This is a genomic window from Streptomyces sp. NPDC048352 (assembly GCF_040651895.1).
Lineage (GTDB): Bacteria > Actinomycetota > Actinomycetes > Streptomycetales > Streptomycetaceae > Streptomyces.
Map to the genome: position 1 here is coordinate 35,707 of NZ_JBEZKZ010000031.1, position 15,177 is coordinate 50,883.

A 15,177-nucleotide genomic window follows, 5' to 3' on the forward strand; every position below is an offset into this window, starting at 1 on the left:
CGGACGGGGGCCATCGCGGGCCGGTACCGGCCGGCCCGCCGCAGGCGTCAGGCGTCGCCGCCCGCCGGACCCGGGTCCGCGGCCGCCACGTCCAGCAGCTGGTAGCGGTCGACCGCCTGCTTGAGCACCGAGCGGTCGACCTTCCCCTCCCGGGCCAGCTCGGTCAGCGTCGCCAGCACCACCGACTGGGCGTCGATGTGGAAGAAGCGCCGCGCCGCGCCCCGCGTGTCGGCGAAGCCGAAGCCGTCCGCGCCCAGGGAGGTGTACGTACCGGGCACCCAGCGCGAGATCTGGTCCGGCACCGCGCGCATCCAGTCCGAGACCGCCACGAACGGCCCCTCCGCACCCGACAGCTTCTGCGTCACGTACGGGACGCGCTGCTCCTCCTCCGGATGGAGCAGGTTGTGCTCCTCCACCGCGACGGCGTCGCGGCGCAGCTCGTTCCAGGAGGTCGCCGACCAGACGTCCGCCCGCACGTTCCACTCGTCCGCCAGGATCCGCTGGGCCTCCAGCGCCCACGGCACGGCCACGCCCGAAGCGAGGATCTGCGCCCCGACGGCGCCCGAGGTGCCCTGCGACACCCGGTGGATGCCCTTGAGGATGCCGTCCACGTCGACGTCCGCCGGCTCGGCCGGGTGCTGGATCGGCTCGTTGTAGACGGTCAGGTAGTAGAAGACGTCCTCGCCCGGCTCGTTCTCCGCGGTCGGCCCGTACATCCGCCGCAGACCGTCCTTGACGATGTGGGCGATCTCGTAGCCGTAGGCCGGGTCGTACGCGACGCAGGCCGGGTTGGTCGACGCCAGCAGCTGGGAGTGACCGTCGGCGTGCTGGAGACCTTCACCCGTCAGGGTGGTCCGGCCGGCGGTCGCGCCCAGCACGAAACCGCGCGCCAGCTGGTCGGCCATCTGCCAGAACTGGTCACCGGTGCGCTGGAAACCGAACATCGAGTAGAAGACGTAGACCGGGATCAGCGGCTCGCCGTGCGTCGCGTACGCCGAACCCGCGGCGATCAGCGAGGCCGTGCAGCCCGCCTCGGAGATGCCGTCGTGCAGCATCTGGCCGGTCGGGGACTCCTTGTAGGCGAGCAGCAGGTCGCGGTCGACCGCCTCGTACTGCTGGCCGAGCGGGTTGTAGATCTTGGCGCTCGGGAAGAAGGCGTCCATGCCGAAGGTGCGGTACTCGTCGGGCGCGATCAGCACGAAGCGCTTGCCGATCTCCTTGTCCCGCATCAGGTCCTTCAGGATGCGGACGAAGGCCATCGTGGTGGCGATCGACTGCTGCCCCGAACCCTTCTTCGCCGCCGCGTAGGCCTTCTCGTCCGGCAGCTCCAGCGGCTTCGCGCGCACCACGCGCGTCGGCACGTAGCCGCCGTGGGCGCTGCGCTGGTCGTGCATGTACTGGATCTCGGGCGAGTTGCGGCCCGGGTGGTAGTACGGCGGTGCGCCGCTCTCCAGCTGCGCGTCCGTGATCGGGATGTGCAGGCGGTCGCGGAAGCGCTTGAGGTCGTCGACCGTCAGCTTCTTCATCTGGTGCGTGGCGTTGCGGCCCTCGAAGTTCGGTCCGAGCGTCCAGCCCTTGACCGTCTGCGCCAGGATCACCGTCGGCTGACCCTTGTGGGCCTTGGCCGCCGCGTACGCCGCGTAGACCTTCTTGTGGTCGTGGCCGCCGCGGCCCAGGTGCTGGATCTGGTAGTCGGTCATGTTCTCGACCATGGCGCGCAGCCGCTGGTCGCCGCCGAAGAAGTGCTCGCGGATGTACGCGCCGGACTCGGTGGCGTACGTCTGGAACTGCCCGTCCGGGGTGGAGTTCATCTTGTTGACCAGGATGCCGTCGCGGTCCTGGGCCAGCAGCGGGTCCCAGGAGCGGTCCCAGATCAGCTTGATGACGTTCCAGCCGGCGCCCCGGAAGATCGACTCCAGCTCCTGGATGATCTTGCCGTTGCCGCGGACGGGACCGTCGAGGCGCTGGAGGTTGCAGTTGACGACGAAGGTCAGGTTGTCCAGACCCTCGCGTGCGGCGATGGACAGCTGGCCGAGCGACTCCGGCTCGTCCATCTCGCCGTCACCGAGGTACGCCCAGACGTGGGACCTGGAGGTGTCCGCGATGCCGCGCGCCTCCATGTACCGGTTCATCCGGGCCTGGTAGATGGCGCCGAGCGGGCCGAGGCCCATCGAGACCGTCGGGAACTCCCAGAAGTCCGGCATCAGCCGCGGGTGCGGGTAGCTGGACAGACCGTAGGGCGCCTTCGACTTCTCCTGCCGGAACGCGTCGAGCTGCTGCTCGGAGAGCCGGTCCAGGAGGTAGGCGCGGGCGTAGATGCCCGGGGAGGCGTGGCCCTGGAAGAAGATCTGGTCGCCGCCGTCGCCCTCGTCCTTGCCCCGGAAGAAGTGGTTGAAGCCCACGTCGTAGAGGGAGGCGGAGGAGGCGAACGTGGCGATGTGGCCGCCGACGCCGATCCCGGGGCGCTGGGCGCGCGAGACCATCACGGCGGCGTTCCAGCGGGTGGCGTTGAGGACCTTGCGCTCGATCTCCTCGTTGCCGGGGAAGAACGGCTCGTCCTTGGTGGCGATGGTGTTGACGTAGTCCGTGCTGCGCATCTCCGGCACGGCCACGCGCTTCTCGCGGGCCCGCTCGATCAGCCGCAGCATCAGGTAGCGGGCGCGCTCACGGCCCCGCTCGTCGACGGCGGCGTCCAGGGAGTCGAGCCATTCCTGCGTCTCCTCCGGATCGAAGTCCGGGACCTGGCTCGGAAGGCCGCCAATGATGATCGGGTTGCGATCGGATGCGGAAGCCACGCTGTTCCTTCGCTGTCGGGGGAGTCGTGCCTTGGGTCGCCGCCTCCCATGGTCTTACGCCCGGCCGGAATCTTCACCTCTACCAATGGGTAACACCTGGAGCGGCGAAGGAGCGCCGGCAAGTCGTGCCGCTGCCGCCCGGGGGGCCGGGCAGAACCGCAACCCTACGCCCAAGTCGATCAGCGGGTTCGTAAGCACGTTCGTCCCTCAAACAGGTGGGAAAGTCCTCTTGCGATGCCGAATGCGCTGGAATGGTGTGGGATGAATCACCGGAGGTGCGCCGGGGAAGCCTCAAAGATGCGGCGAGACGGCCGCAATCGTCACCGTTTCGACGGTCTCGGCGGCCGGGTACTTGCGCGATCCGCCGCGCCCGTGTGGACTACGCCCAATGCTGCGCGTACGCGCGCCGCCGAAAGACATTCACCGAACATGAGCAGGAGGCACCCCGTGAGCGCGACCGCGGACCACGCGGAGAGCCTGGCCGCCCGGCTGGGTTTCCAGTCCGAACAGGTGGTCCAGGAGATCGGCTACGACGACGACGTCGATCAGGATTTCCGTGACGCCGTCGAGAGTCTCGTCAGCGAGCTCGCCGACGAGGACTACGACGACGTCGCCGACGCGGTGCTGTTGTGGTTCCGCGACGAGGACGGCGACCTGACGGACGCCCTGGTCGACGCGACCGAGCTGGTCGAGGACGGCGCACTGATCCTGCTGCTGACCCCCAAGACGGGCCGTGACGGTTACGTCGAGGCCAGCGACATCAGCGAGGCCGCCGAGACGGCGGGCCTCTCGCTTGCCAAGGGCGGGCCCGTCGGCAAGGAGTGGACCTCCACCAAGCTGGTGACGCCGAAGGCCGCCAAGGCCAAGCGCTGAGCCGCGCCCCGCAGCCAAGCGGAAGAGCACACCCCGCCGACCGGGTCAGCCCCCGGCCGGCGGGGTGTGTGCGTTCGGCGCACCGCTCCGGCCCGCTCCGCGAGGACACCCCCTAGGGTGGGACTCACCCGAACGGCCCCGTGCGGGGACGCAGGAAACGAAGGGATGCGAGAGATGGCGATCGAGGTCGGACACAAGGCCCCGGACTTCGAGCTCAAGGACAACCACGGCGCCACCGTGCGGCTCTCCGACTTCCGGGGCGAGAAGGCCGTGGTGCTGCTCTTCTACCCCTTCGCCTTCACCGGCGTCTGCACGGGCGAGCTGTGCGAGCTGCGCGACCAGCTGCCGCGCTTCCAGAACGACGACGTGCAGCTGCTCGCCGTCTCCAACGACTCGGTCCCGACCCTGCGGGTCTTCGCGGAGCAGGAGGGCCTGGAGTACCCGCTGCTGTCCGACTTCTGGCCGCACGGCGAGACCTCCCGCGCCTACGGCGTCTTCGACGAGGACAAGGGCTGCGCGGTCCGCGGCACCTTCATCATCGACAAGGACGGCGTCGTGCGCTGGACCGTCGTCAACGGGCTGCCCGACGCGCGTGACCTGAACGAGTACATCAAGGCCCTCGACAGCCTGTGACGACACCCGCGCCGGGCCGTGCGGAACCCGCCGCCGGCCCCGGCGGCGGGTTCCGCACGAAAACCGCCTGCGGGCGGGAACCCGTCACTAGGATCGGCACGTTGATCCGGTAGAACGCACGACGGGGCCCCGCCCCACACACATACCAATGGAGGACCCGTGGGAGTCAGCCTCAGCAAGGGCGGCAACGTCTCGCTGACCAAGGCCGCGCCCAACCTGACGGCGGTCATCGTCGGTCTTGGCTGGGACGCTCGCACCACCACCGGAGTCGACTTCGACCTCGACGCCAGCGCGATCCTGACCAACGACCAGGGCAAGGTCGCCAACGACTCGAACTTCGTGTTCTTCAACAACCTGAAGAGCCCGGACGGCTCGGTGGAGCACACGGGCGACAACACCACCGGTGAGGGCGAGGGCGACGACGAGGCCATCAAGGTCAACCTCGCCGGCGTCCCCGCCGATGTCGCCAAGATCGTCTTCCCCGTCTCGATCTACGAGGCCGAGAGCCGCCAGCAGAGCTTCGGCCAGGTCCGCAACGCCTACATCCGCGTCGTGAACCAGGCCGACAACAGCGAGCTCGCCCGCTACGACCTCTCCGAGGACGCCTCGACCGAGACCGCCATGGTCTTCGGCGAGCTGTACCGCAACGGCGCCGAGTGGAAGTTCCGCGCCATCGGCCAGGGCTACGCCTCCGGTCTGCGCGGCATCGCGCAGGACTTCGGCGTCAACGTCTGAGCCGACACCGAGAGCAGTTCGTCCGTCCGGCGCCGTGCACCCCTGTGTACGGCGCCGGACCGGCTTTGCCACCATGAGCGGGTGGCTCGGCCACCACCACCACGTCGTCGGGGAGGACACATCATGGGCGTCACACTCGCCAAGGGGGGCAACGTCTCCCTGTCCAAGGCCGCACCGAACCTCACCCGGGTTCTGGTCGGTCTCGGATGGGACGCGCGTTCCACCACGGGGGCCGACTTCGACCTCGACGCCAGCGCACTGCTGTGCAACAGCGGCCGGGTGCTGGGAGACGAGTATTTCGTCTTCTACAACAACCTCAAGAGCCCCGAGGGCTCCGTCGAACACACCGGGGACAACCTCACCGGTGAGGGTGAAGGCGACGACGAGTCGATCATCATCGACCTGACGAAGGTCCCCGCCCAGGTCGACAAGATCGTCTTCCCGGTCTCGATCCATGAGGCGGATTCCCGCCGGCAGAGCTTCGGCCAGGTGAGCAACGCCTTCATCCGCGTGGTGAACATGGCCGACGACCAGGAACTGGCCCGCTACGACCTCACCGAGGACGCCTCCAGCGAAACCGCGATGATCTTCGGCGAGGTCTACCGGTACGGCGGCGAATGGAAGTTCCGGGCGGTAGGACAGGGGTACGCGTCCGGGCTGCGGGGCATCGCTCTAGACTTCGGGGTCAACGTTTCGTAAAGCCGTACAAGACGATGGGGTGCCAGTGGTTCTCAAAACCTTCGGCTGGTCGTTCGCAGTCACTGCGCTCGGTCTGGTCGCAGCGGTGTTCTACGGGGGGTGGACCGCTTTTGGGATCGTGGCGATCCTGTCGATCCTCGAGATCTCGCTTTCCTTCGACAACGCGGTGGTCAACGCCGGAATCCTGAAGAAGATGAATGCCTTCTGGCAGAAGATCTTCCTCACCGTCGGCGTCCTCATCGCCGTCTTCGGCATGCGCCTGGTCTTCCCTGTCGTCATCGTGGCGATCAGCGCCAAGATCGGGCCCATCGAGGCCGTCGATCTGGCGATGACCAACAAGGACATGTACAAGCAGCTGGTCACGGACGCCCACCCGTCCATCGCCGCCTTCGGCGGCATGTTCCTGCTGATGATCTTCCTCGACTTCATCTTCGAGGACCGCGACATCAAGTGGCTCGCCTGGCTCGAGCGCCCGCTCGCCAAGCTCGGCAAGATCGACATGCTGTCCGCGTGCATCGCGCTGATCGTCCTGGTCATCACCTCGATGACCTTCGCCGCCCACGCCCACCAGCACGGCGGCACCCACGTGGACAAGGCGCAGACCGTCCTGATCTCCGGCATCCTCGGCCTGATCACCTACATGATCGTCGGTGGTCTCTCCGGCTACTTCGAGAACAAGCTCGAGGAAGAGGAGGAAGCCGAGCACGAGGCCGAGGAAGCGGCCAAGAAGAGCGGCAAGCCGGTCTCGGCCGTCGCCATGGCCGGCAAGGCCGCGTTCTTCATGTTCCTCTACCTCGAGGTCCTCGACGCGTCCTTCTCCTTCGACGGCGTCATCGGCGCCTTCGCCATCACCAACGACATCGTGCTCATGGCCCTGGGCCTCGGCATCGGTGCCATGTACGTCCGGTCGCTCACGGTCTACCTGGTCCGCCAGGGCACCCTCGACGACTACGTCTACCTGGAGCACGGCGCGCACTACGCGATCGGCGCCCTCGCCGTGATCCTGCTCGTCACCATCCAGTACGAGATCAACGAGGTCATCACCGGCCTCGTCGGCGTCGTGCTCATCGCCTGGTCGTTCTGGTCCTCCGTGCGCCGCAACAAGCGGATCGCGGCCGAGGGCGGCGAGAGCCCCGCCGAGGTCGGAGCCGGGGTGTGACCCGGCCCTGATTGCGGAACGCTTCCAGTAACGACGGGGCGGCCGCGCGGATCCACTGGACCGCGCGGCCGCCCCGCCGCATTCTCCGCTGCACGCACCGACCTGGGGGGTTGGGACATGGGGTTCTTCGACGGGATCAGGGGCGCTCGCGCCATGGGCTTCGACTCGGGCAACGCCTCGTCGAACGCCATCGAGCTGACGAAACGGCATCCGACGGTGTCGCTCACCAAACAGCAGGCGGTCCACGGCAACCTGCGCGTGAACCTCTCCTGGCGGATGCGCACCTCCGACTTCGGCGGCCGCTCCGGCCAGAGCGGCCAGCTCTTCCGGCACCCGTTCAAGCTCTTCAAGCCCGACATCGTGCAGGCCCACACCCAGGGCATGGTCAACGTCGACCTGGACATGGGCTGCCTCTACGAGCTGACCGACGGCACCCGGGGAGCCGTCCAGCCCCTGGGCAACCTGCTGGGCGACCTCAACGACCCGCCGTACGTGAAGCTCAGCGGCGACGACCGGTTCGGCTCGGGCTCGGGGGAGACCCTCTACGTCAACCTGGACCATGCCGAGGAGATCAAGCGGCTGCTGGTCTTCGTCTACATCTACGACCAGACGCCGGCCTTCGACCGGACGCATGCGCTGGTCACCCTCTACCCGACCGCCGGACCCCGGATCGAGATCCCGCTGGACGAACGGCACCCGCAGGCCCGCTCCTGCGCCGTCCTCTCCCTGGAGACCGTCAGGGGCGAGCTGATCGTTCGCCGCGAGGTGAAGTTCGTGTACGGGTTCCAGGCCGAGCTGGACCGGCTGTACGGCTGGGGGCTCCAGTGGGGCCGGGGCTACAAGAGCACCAAGGCCTGAACCGGGCGCCGGCGCGGTGCCCGGCCCCGGCGCGGGCCTCGGCGCCGGTCAGCGGCGCGGCCCCCCGGCCCCGGTCAGCGGTGGATGAACTGCGGGCCCTGCACCGGCAGCCGGAACGCCGGGTCGCCGCCCGGAGCCGGAACCGGGGCCGGCGACACCGACTGCGGGTAGCCGTACGCGGGCGGTACGGCCGGCGGGGCCTGGGTGGCGGGGGCGGGCGCCGGCGGGCGCATGGCGGCGGTCTGCTCGGCGCCCTGCCCGGCCGCCGGGGTGCGCGCGGCTCCGGGGGCCGCCTCCGACCCGGACCCGGCCGCGGCCTCGGCGGCGTTCTCGTCGACGGAGATCCCGTGGTCGGTGGCCAGCCCCACCAGGCCGTCGGAGTAGCCCTCGCCCAGCGCGCGGAACTTCCAGCCCTCGCCCCGGCGGTACAGCTCACCGCAGATCAGGGCCGTCTCGGCGCCCGTCTCGGGCCGGACGTCGAAGTGGGCCACCGGCTCGGGGGCGCCGCCCGGACCGGCGTCGTACAGCTGGATCCGCAGGTCCCGCACCTGCTCGAAGGGCACGTCTTCGGCGGAGGCCACCACCAGCACCCGGTCCACGGCGGCCGGCACGGCCCGCAGGTCCGCCTGGACCGCGTCGGTGACGGCCTCGCCCAGCTGCTTCTTTCCCAGCCGCCAGACGGACCCCGAGGGGTGGCGGGGCTGGTTGTAGAACACGAAGTCCTCGTCCGAGCGCACGCGCCCGTCCGCGCCCACGAGCAGTGCCGAGGCGTCCACGTCCGGCACCTCGGGCCCGGTGGTCCAGCGCAGCACCGCCCGGACCGCCGTGGCGGTCACCGGGATGTTGGAGCCCTTCTGCATCGCGTGCGTCATGCCCGTCATCCTGCCCTCCCGGGCCCGACCGGGACAATGCGGCCCCCCGAAGGGCCTTGTACCGGGGGCAAGACCTGGGCATGGTGCAAGAGGGTTACCTGAACTTCATGTGCTTGAGGAACTCTTGACTCACGTTCGTACGTACTATTACCGGCCACGCCAGTTGGGCCGCCGAGGCAGTACGGGGGAAGCACATGCGTCACTTCGGGCACATATCGCCCACTGTCCGCAAGGACCTCTTCCACCAGGAGCCGGCCGAGTTCACCCTGGCCTCCCCGGCCCGCATCCTGGCCGCCGCGCTCGGAGCGACCCTCTACAGCCCGGCCACCCGGCCCAGGCTGGCGGACGACATCCGCAAGCAGGCCGGCCGGGGAGTCGTCTCCATGGTCCTCTGCCTGGAGGATTCCATCAGCGACGCCGATGTCGTGGACGGCGAGGAGAACCTCGTCCGGCAGTTCGCGGCGCTCCACGCCGAGGGGGAGGACCCGGACGGGCTCCCGCTCCTCTTCATCCGCGTCCGCACCCCCGAGCAGATCCCCGACCTCGTCCGCCGGCTCGGCGGCTCGGTGCGCAACCTGGCCGGATTCGTACTTCCGAAGTTCACCGAGAGCCGCGGAACGGCCTTCCTGGACGCCGTCGCCCACGCCGAGGCCGCCGCCGGACTGCCCCGGCTGTATGCCATGCCGGTCCTGGAGACCCCCGACCTCCTCCACCTGGAGACCCGCGTCCCCGCCCTCGCCGGCATCTCGCGCACCGTCAACCGCTACCGCGAACGGGTCCTCGCCCTGCGCCTCGGCGTCACCGACTTCTGCTCCCTGTACGGACTGCGCCGCACCCCCGACATGACCGCGTACGACGTCCAGATCGTGGCCGGGGTCATCGCCGACGTGGTCAACGTCCTCAGCCGTGCCGACGGCACCGGCTTCACCGTCACCGGCCCCGTCTGGGAGTACTTCCGCAGCCAGCAGCGCCTCTTCAAACCGCAGCTGCGCCGCAGCCCCTTCCTGGAGGAGGGCGTGGAGGAGCTGCGCACCGCGCTGATCGAACACGACCTGGACGGGCTGCTGCGCGAGATCGAGCTCGACCGCGCGAACGGGCTCCTGGGCAAGACCTGCATCCACCCCGCCCACGTCACGCCGGTGCACGCGCTGTCGGTGGTCTCCCACGAGGAATTCAGCGACGCCCAGGACATCCTGCGCCCCGAGCGCGGCGGCGGCGGCGTGCTGCGCTCCGCTTATACGAACAAGATGAACGAGGTGAAGCCCCACCGGGCCTGGGCCGAGCGCACCATGCTGCGCGCCGAGGTCTTCGGTGTGGCGAGGGAGGAGGTCGGCTTCGTCGACCTCCTGACGGCCGGGCTCCAGGTGTGAGCCGGCCGGCCATGACGAGGAAGGGCAAGACGATCGACACGGTGTGGTCGGGAACCTGGGTCGCCGAGCGGCTGGGCGTGGAGCTGGGCCAAGGCGCCGATGAGGGCGCGCCGCGGCTGGAGGAGCTGCTCGGGCTGGCCCTGCGGCGCAATCCGAAGCGGGCCCACCTGCTGGTCTCCCAGCTGCTGGGCAAGCACGTCCCGCAGTCGCCCGAAGCCGTGTACGCGGCCGGACACGGGCTCGGCCTACGTGTGCGCGAGCTGCTCGGGGACACCGCCGCCTCCGCGGTGGTCCTCGGCTACGCCGAAACCGCCACCGGCCTCGGACACTGCGTCGCCGACGGCCTCGGACCGGCCCCCTACCTGCACTCCACGCGCCGCCCGGTGGCGGGCGTGCGGCCCGCCGGCGGGTTCGAGGAGGCCCACTCGCACGCCACCTCGCACCTCCTGCTGCCCGAGGACCCCGAGCTGCTGGCGGGCGACGGGCCGCTGGTCCTCGTGGACGACGAGTTCTCCACCGGCAACACGGTCCTCAACACCATCCGCGACCTGCACGCCCGCCACCCGCGCGGGCACTACGTGGTCGTCGCCCTGGTGGACATGCGCTCGGCCGCCGACCGCGACCGGCTCACCGCCTTCGCCGCCGAGCTGGGCGCGCGCGTGGACCTGATCGCCCTGGCCTCCGGTACGGTCACCCTCCCGGATGGGGTCCTGGCCCGCGGGCGGGCACTGGTGGAGGAGTACGAAGCCGCGTACGCGCGGCAGCCGGAGGCCGGCGCCGCGGATCCCGCGGGTGCCGGTGAGGGCACCGCGCCGGACGGCGTTCCGGCCCGGGCGGCGGATCCCGGCGCCGCGGCCGTACCCCCCGGCCCCCGCCCCGTCACCCGGGTGCGGCTCGGCTGGCCCGCCGGGCTGCCCGACGGCGGCCGCCACGGCTTCACCCCCGCGCACCGCGAGGCGCTGGAGGCCGCCCTGCCCGCCATGGCCGGCCGGCTCACCGCCGCGCTCGGCGAGCGACCCGGGCGGGTCCTCGTACTCGGCAACGAGGAGCTGATGTACGCGCCGCTGCGCCTCGCGCGGGCCCTGGAGGCATCCGGGGCCGCCTGCGAGGTGCGGTTCTCCAGCACCACCCGCTCCCCGGTGCTCGCCGTGGACGACCCGGGCTACGCCATCCGCACCCGGCTCGTCTTCCCCGCCCACGACGCCCCCGCCGACGGGCCCGGCGACCGCTACGCCTACAACGTCGCCGGCGCCGGCTTCGACACCGTCGTCGCCGTCGTCGACTCCGCCGGGGACACGCCCGAACTGCACGCCGGGCTGCTCGCCCGGCTGGCGCCGCACACCGGCCGGGTCGTGCTGGCCGTCGTCCCGTCCTACGCCCCCGACCGCCAGGAGCCGACCGTGACCGAGCCGCAGCTGCCCGAACCGCTGCGGGGGCCGGCCTTCTCCTCGTACGCCCCCGAGGACGTCGGCTGGCTCCTCCAGGACCTGTCCGGCGTACGGCTGGAGGCCCCGACCGAGGAGCGGGAGGAGGCCATCCAGGCGGGCGGCGCGCACTACGCCGAGTCCCTGCCCGTCGAGTACCAGCCCTCGCCGCAGTACCAGGAGCTCTACCGCAGCGCGCTGAGCGCCTCGGCGGCCCGCATCGCCCGGGCCGTCGGCACCGTCACCGAGACCGTGCTCGCGGAGCGCTCCCCGCGTCCCGTGCTGGTGTCCCTGGCCCGCGCCGGCACGCCCGTCGGCGTGCTGATGCGCCGCTGGGCCCGCGCCCGGCACGGCCTGGACCTGCCGCACTACGCCGTCTCCATCGTGCGCGGCCGCGGCATCGACGCCAACGCCCTGCGCTGGCTCGCCGCCCACCACGACCCGGCCGACGTCGTGTTCGTCGACGGCTGGACCGGCAAGGGCGCCATCACCCGCGAGCTGCGGGAGGCCCTGACCGGCTTCGAGGGCTTCGACCCGGAGATCGTCGTCCTCGCCGACCCCGGCTCCTGCGTGAAGACGTACGGGACCCGCGAGGACTTCCTGATCCCCTCCGCGTGCCTGAATTCCACCGTTTCCGGACTGGTCTCGCGTACGGTGCTCAGGGCCGACCTGGTCGGCCCGGACGACTTCCACGGAGCGAAGTTCTACCGGGAGCTGGCCGCGGCCGACGTCTCCGCCGCCTTCGTCGACACGGTGGCCGCCCGCTTCGACGAAGTCGCCGACGCCGTCGCCGCCGAGGTCAAGGAGCTGCTCGCCGCCGACCGCACCCCGACCTGGGTGGGCTGGGCGGCGGTGGAGCGGATCAGCGAGGAGTACGGCATCCACGACGTGAACCTCGTAAAGCCGGGCGTCGGTGAGACCACGCGGGTGCTGCTGCGCCGCGTGCCGTGGAAGATCCTGGCCCAGCGCGGGGCCGGCCCCGACCTCGACCACGTACGCCTGCTCGCCGAGCAGCGCGGGGTGCCGGTCGAGGAGGTCGACGATCTGCCCTACACGTGCGTGGGACTCATCCACCCGCGCTTCACGCGCGGCGCCACGGGCGCCGACGGAAAGGCTGTGTCCTCCCAGTGACCGTCCTCGTAGCGAGCGACCTCGACCGTACGCTGATCTACTCGGCGGCCGCCCTCGGCCTGACCATGCCCGACCCGGAGGCCCCCCGGCTGCTGTGCGTCGAGGTCCACGAGGGCCGGCCGCTGTCCTACATGACGGAGACGGCGGCGGCGCTGCTGACGGCGCTGGCCGCCGACCCGGCCGCGGTCTTCGTCCCGACCACCACCCGCACCCGCAAGCAGTACCAGCGCATCCGCTTCCCCGGGCCCCCGGCCCGGTACGCGATCTGCGCCAACGGCGGCCAGCTGCTGGTGGACGGGGTGCCGGACCGGGACTGGCGGCGCGCGGTGGCCGGACGCCTCACGGCGGAGTGCGCCCCGCTGGAACAGGTGCACCAGCACCTGCTCGCCGTGTCCGACCCGGCGTGGCTGCGCAAGGCGCGCGTGGCGGAGGACCTCTTCGCGTACCTGGTCGTCGAGCGGGAGCTGGTCCCCGACGAGTGGCTCAAGGCCCTGGCGGAGTGGGCCGAGGCCCGCGGCTGGACGGTCTCCCTCCAGGGCCGCAAGATCTACGCCGTCCCGCGCCCGCTGACGAAGAGCGCCGCGATGTACGAGGTCGCCCGCCGGACGGGGGCGGCCACCACCCTCGCGGCGGGTGACTCGCTGCTGGACGCCGACCTGCTGCTGGCGGCCGACCGCGGCTGGCGGCCGGGGCACGGGGAGCTGGCGGACGCGGGCTGGACGGCCCCCACGGTGACGGCCCTGGGCGTGGCCGGAGTGCTGGCGGGGGAGGAGATCGTCCGGGAATTCGGCCGGGCGGTCGGCACACTGAGGGCATGACGCCGGGCTGAGGGCACGATGCCGTGCGGACGGCATGACGCCGTGCCGTCGGCACACTGACGGCATCACGGCGCGCTGTGGGCACGTCGACGGCATGACGCCGGGCCGTTGGCACACTGACGGCATGACCAAGGGCAACAGCACCAAGATCACCGACGAGCTCTACCAGTACGTCCTGGCGCACAACCCCCCGCTGGACGAGGTCCAGCGGGGGCTGGTGCGCACCACCTGGGAGAAGTTCCCCGACTCGGCCGGCATGCAGTCCGCGGAGGAACAGGGACCGCTGCTGGCCTTCCTCGTCCGGCTGACCGGCGCGCGGCACGTCGTGGAGGTGGGCACCTTCACCGGCTTCTCGGCCCTGTCCATGGCCCAGGCCCTCCCGGCCGACGGCCGCCTGATCACCTGTGACGTGTCGCAGGAGTGGACGGCGTACGCCCGCGAGGCCTGGGCGGCGGCGGGCGTCGCGGACCGGATCGACCTGCGCCTCGCCCCCGCCCTGGAGACCCTGCGCGCCATGCCGGCGGACCCGCACATCGACATGGCGTACGTCGACGCGGACAAGGAGAACCAGATCCTCTACTGGGAGGAGCTCGTCCCGCGGATGCGCCCCGGTGCGCTCGTCGTCACCGACAACACCCTGTTCCACGGGACGGTGCTCGACGAGTCGCCCACCGGCCGGGGCGCGAGCGTCCGCGCGTTCAACGAGCACGCCATGGCGGACACCCGGATGGACTCCGTCCTGCTGGCGATCTCGGACGGCCTGACCCTCTCGCGCAAGCGCTGAGGCCCCGCCGGGAACCTCAGCCGCAACCGCCCCCGCCACAGCAGCCCCCGCCCCCGCCGGCGGGGGCGGGGGCGGCACTGGTGCCGCCGACGGCGACGGCGGAGAGCAGCTTGACGGTGTCCGCGTGCCCCGCGGGGCAGTCGGCGGGGGCGGACGACTCGGCCATCGGACGGCTCACCTCGAAGGTGTCGTCGCAGGTCCGGCAGCGGTATTCGTAACGAGGCATGCGCCCAGGCTACGCAGTGGGGCCGCTGTACCGGAATCCCTCGCGGATCCGCGTCTCGCGCGCCGCCTGCTCGGGGTGGCGGGCGCGCCAGTACGGATTGTCGTGCGGCAGGGCGCTGCCGACCCGCCCGTACATCCCGAACCACATCAGCATCACGCCGACGACGAAGCTGAACAGCACGTTCTGGATCCGGAACGCCAGGAAGTTCAGGCCGGAGTCCAGCAGGGCGAGGTTGACGAACCCGCTCGCGATGAACGCCAGCCCCAGCACGATGTTCAGGGTGGAGGCGAACGTCCCGCCGATCACCATCCCGGCGAACAGCAGCCCGCCGATGCAGATCGACAGGACGCTCAGCGCGCCGTTGGTGTTCAGGGCCAGCACCGTGTCGCCCCCGGTGTCGAAGAACCCGATCCGGTCGATCAGCCCGAGGATCCCGAAGGCGATCAGCAGCAGGCCGGTCAGACCGGCGCCGACCCGGTAGACCTTGCTGAGCTTGTGGTCGGCGGGCAGGTGCTCGTCCAGCCGGGCGTTGACGGGATGCAGGACGCGCTGCACCAGCCGGGGGCCCTGCGGCTCGGGGGGAGGACCGTACGGCTCGTGGGGCACGTAGGGCGCGTAGTGCTCATGGGGCTCGGTGCACCCGAACGCCGCGTGCGGCTCGTAGGACGTGTGGGGGGCCGGGGGTGCGGGGGGCGAGCGGCGCGCGCGGGTCCGTGTCCGTGTCCGGTGGAAAACGTGGACGGCCATGGCGCCCTCCTCTACTCCGTAGCGGGCCCCTCCAGCATCCGCCGCCCCCCACC

General features: G+C 71.0%; 14 protein-coding genes. 10 read left to right on the forward strand and 4 right to left on the reverse strand.

Annotated elements, in window-relative coordinates; all coding sequences use genetic code 11:
• Window positions 1–47: 47 nt before the first annotated feature.
• The gene (gene aceE, locus AB0D45_RS18065) at window positions 48–2,795 is read right to left on the reverse strand and encodes a pyruvate dehydrogenase (acetyl-transferring), homodimeric type (protein ID WP_362459937.1); all 2,748 of its coding nucleotides are present in this window, start codon (window positions 2,793–2,795) and stop codon (window positions 48–50) included.
• A 447-nt stretch (window positions 2,796–3,242) separates the two neighbouring features.
• Between aceE and AB0D45_RS18070 the strand changes: the two genes are divergently transcribed.
• From AB0D45_RS18070 to AB0D45_RS18095, 6 genes are all read left to right on the forward strand, one after another.
• On the forward strand, window positions 3,243–3,668 hold the full coding sequence (locus tag AB0D45_RS18070; RefSeq protein ID WP_361604189.1) for a DUF3052 domain-containing protein: 426 nt from the start codon (window positions 3,243–3,245) through the stop codon (window positions 3,666–3,668).
• Between the two features lie 174 nt (window positions 3,669–3,842).
• On the forward strand, window positions 3,843–4,301 hold the full coding sequence (locus AB0D45_RS18075; RefSeq protein ID WP_361604212.1) for a peroxiredoxin: 459 nt from the start codon (window positions 3,843–3,845) through the stop codon (window positions 4,299–4,301).
• 159 nt (window positions 4,302–4,460) lie between these two features.
• Entirely contained in the window at window positions 4,461–5,036 is a 576-nt protein-coding gene (locus tag AB0D45_RS18080) for a TerD family protein (RefSeq protein ID WP_030160471.1), read from the forward strand.
• Between the two features lie 123 nt (window positions 5,037–5,159).
• Window positions 5,160–5,735 carry a TerD family protein gene (locus AB0D45_RS18085; protein ID WP_007263892.1) on the forward strand — a complete coding sequence of 192 codons (576 nt, stop codon included), beginning with the start codon at window positions 5,160–5,162 and terminating at the stop codon, window positions 5,733–5,735.
• 25 nt (window positions 5,736–5,760) lie between these two features.
• Window positions 5,761–6,894, forward strand: coding sequence for a DUF475 domain-containing protein (locus AB0D45_RS18090; RefSeq protein ID WP_361604194.1), 1,134 nt, complete (start codon window positions 5,761–5,763; stop codon window positions 6,892–6,894).
• A gap of 117 nt (window positions 6,895–7,011) precedes the next feature.
• The gene (locus tag AB0D45_RS18095) at window positions 7,012–7,752 is read left to right on the forward strand and encodes a Tellurium resistance (RefSeq protein WP_361604197.1); all 741 of its coding nucleotides are present in this window, start codon (window positions 7,012–7,014) and stop codon (window positions 7,750–7,752) included.
• Window positions 7,753–7,826: 74 nt separating this feature from the next.
• On the opposite strand, the gene AB0D45_RS18100 is transcribed toward AB0D45_RS18095, so the two are convergent.
• The gene (locus tag AB0D45_RS18100; RefSeq protein ID WP_362460037.1) at window positions 7,827–8,624 is read right to left on the reverse strand and encodes a TerD family protein; all 798 of its coding nucleotides are present in this window, start codon (window positions 8,622–8,624) and stop codon (window positions 7,827–7,829) included.
• 194 nt (window positions 8,625–8,818) lie between these two features.
• On the opposite strand from AB0D45_RS18100, the gene AB0D45_RS18105 reads away from it, so the two are divergent.
• The 4 genes from AB0D45_RS18105 to AB0D45_RS18120 all read left to right on the forward strand — a co-directional run bounded on the left by AB0D45_RS18105 (window position 8,819) and on the right by AB0D45_RS18120 (window position 14,151).
• Entirely contained in the window at window positions 8,819–9,994 is a 1,176-nt protein-coding gene (locus tag AB0D45_RS18105; protein WP_362459942.1) for an HpcH/HpaI aldolase/citrate lyase family protein, read from the forward strand.
• Between the two features lie 11 nt (window positions 9,995–10,005).
• Window positions 10,006–12,549: a phosphoribosyltransferase gene (locus AB0D45_RS18110; RefSeq protein ID WP_362459945.1), complete on the forward strand. Its 2,544-nt coding sequence runs from the start codon at window positions 10,006–10,008 to the stop codon at window positions 12,547–12,549.
• Window positions 12,546–13,367 carry an HAD family hydrolase gene (locus AB0D45_RS18115; protein ID WP_362459948.1) on the forward strand — a complete coding sequence of 274 codons (822 nt, stop codon included), beginning with the start codon at window positions 12,546–12,548 and terminating at the stop codon, window positions 13,365–13,367. Before AB0D45_RS18110 ends, AB0D45_RS18115 begins: the two co-directional genes overlap by 4 nt.
• A 124-nt stretch (window positions 13,368–13,491) precedes the next feature.
• Complete coding sequence (locus AB0D45_RS18120; RefSeq protein ID WP_361611164.1) at window positions 13,492–14,151, forward strand: O-methyltransferase; 660 nt, start codon at window positions 13,492–13,494, stop codon at window positions 14,149–14,151.
• A 16-nt stretch (window positions 14,152–14,167) separates the two neighbouring features.
• Here the strand turns inward: AB0D45_RS18120 and AB0D45_RS18125 are convergent, their stop codons facing one another.
• Both AB0D45_RS18125 and AB0D45_RS18130 read right to left on the reverse strand, forming a co-directional pair.
• The gene (locus tag AB0D45_RS18125) at window positions 14,168–14,377 is read right to left on the reverse strand and encodes a zinc ribbon domain-containing protein (protein ID WP_362459951.1); all 210 of its coding nucleotides are present in this window, start codon (window positions 14,375–14,377) and stop codon (window positions 14,168–14,170) included.
• 9 nt (window positions 14,378–14,386) lie between these two features.
• Window positions 14,387–15,124, reverse strand: coding sequence for a DUF4383 domain-containing protein (locus AB0D45_RS18130; RefSeq protein ID WP_362459954.1), 738 nt, complete (start codon window positions 15,122–15,124; stop codon window positions 14,387–14,389).
• Window positions 15,125–15,177: the final 53 nt, after the last annotated feature.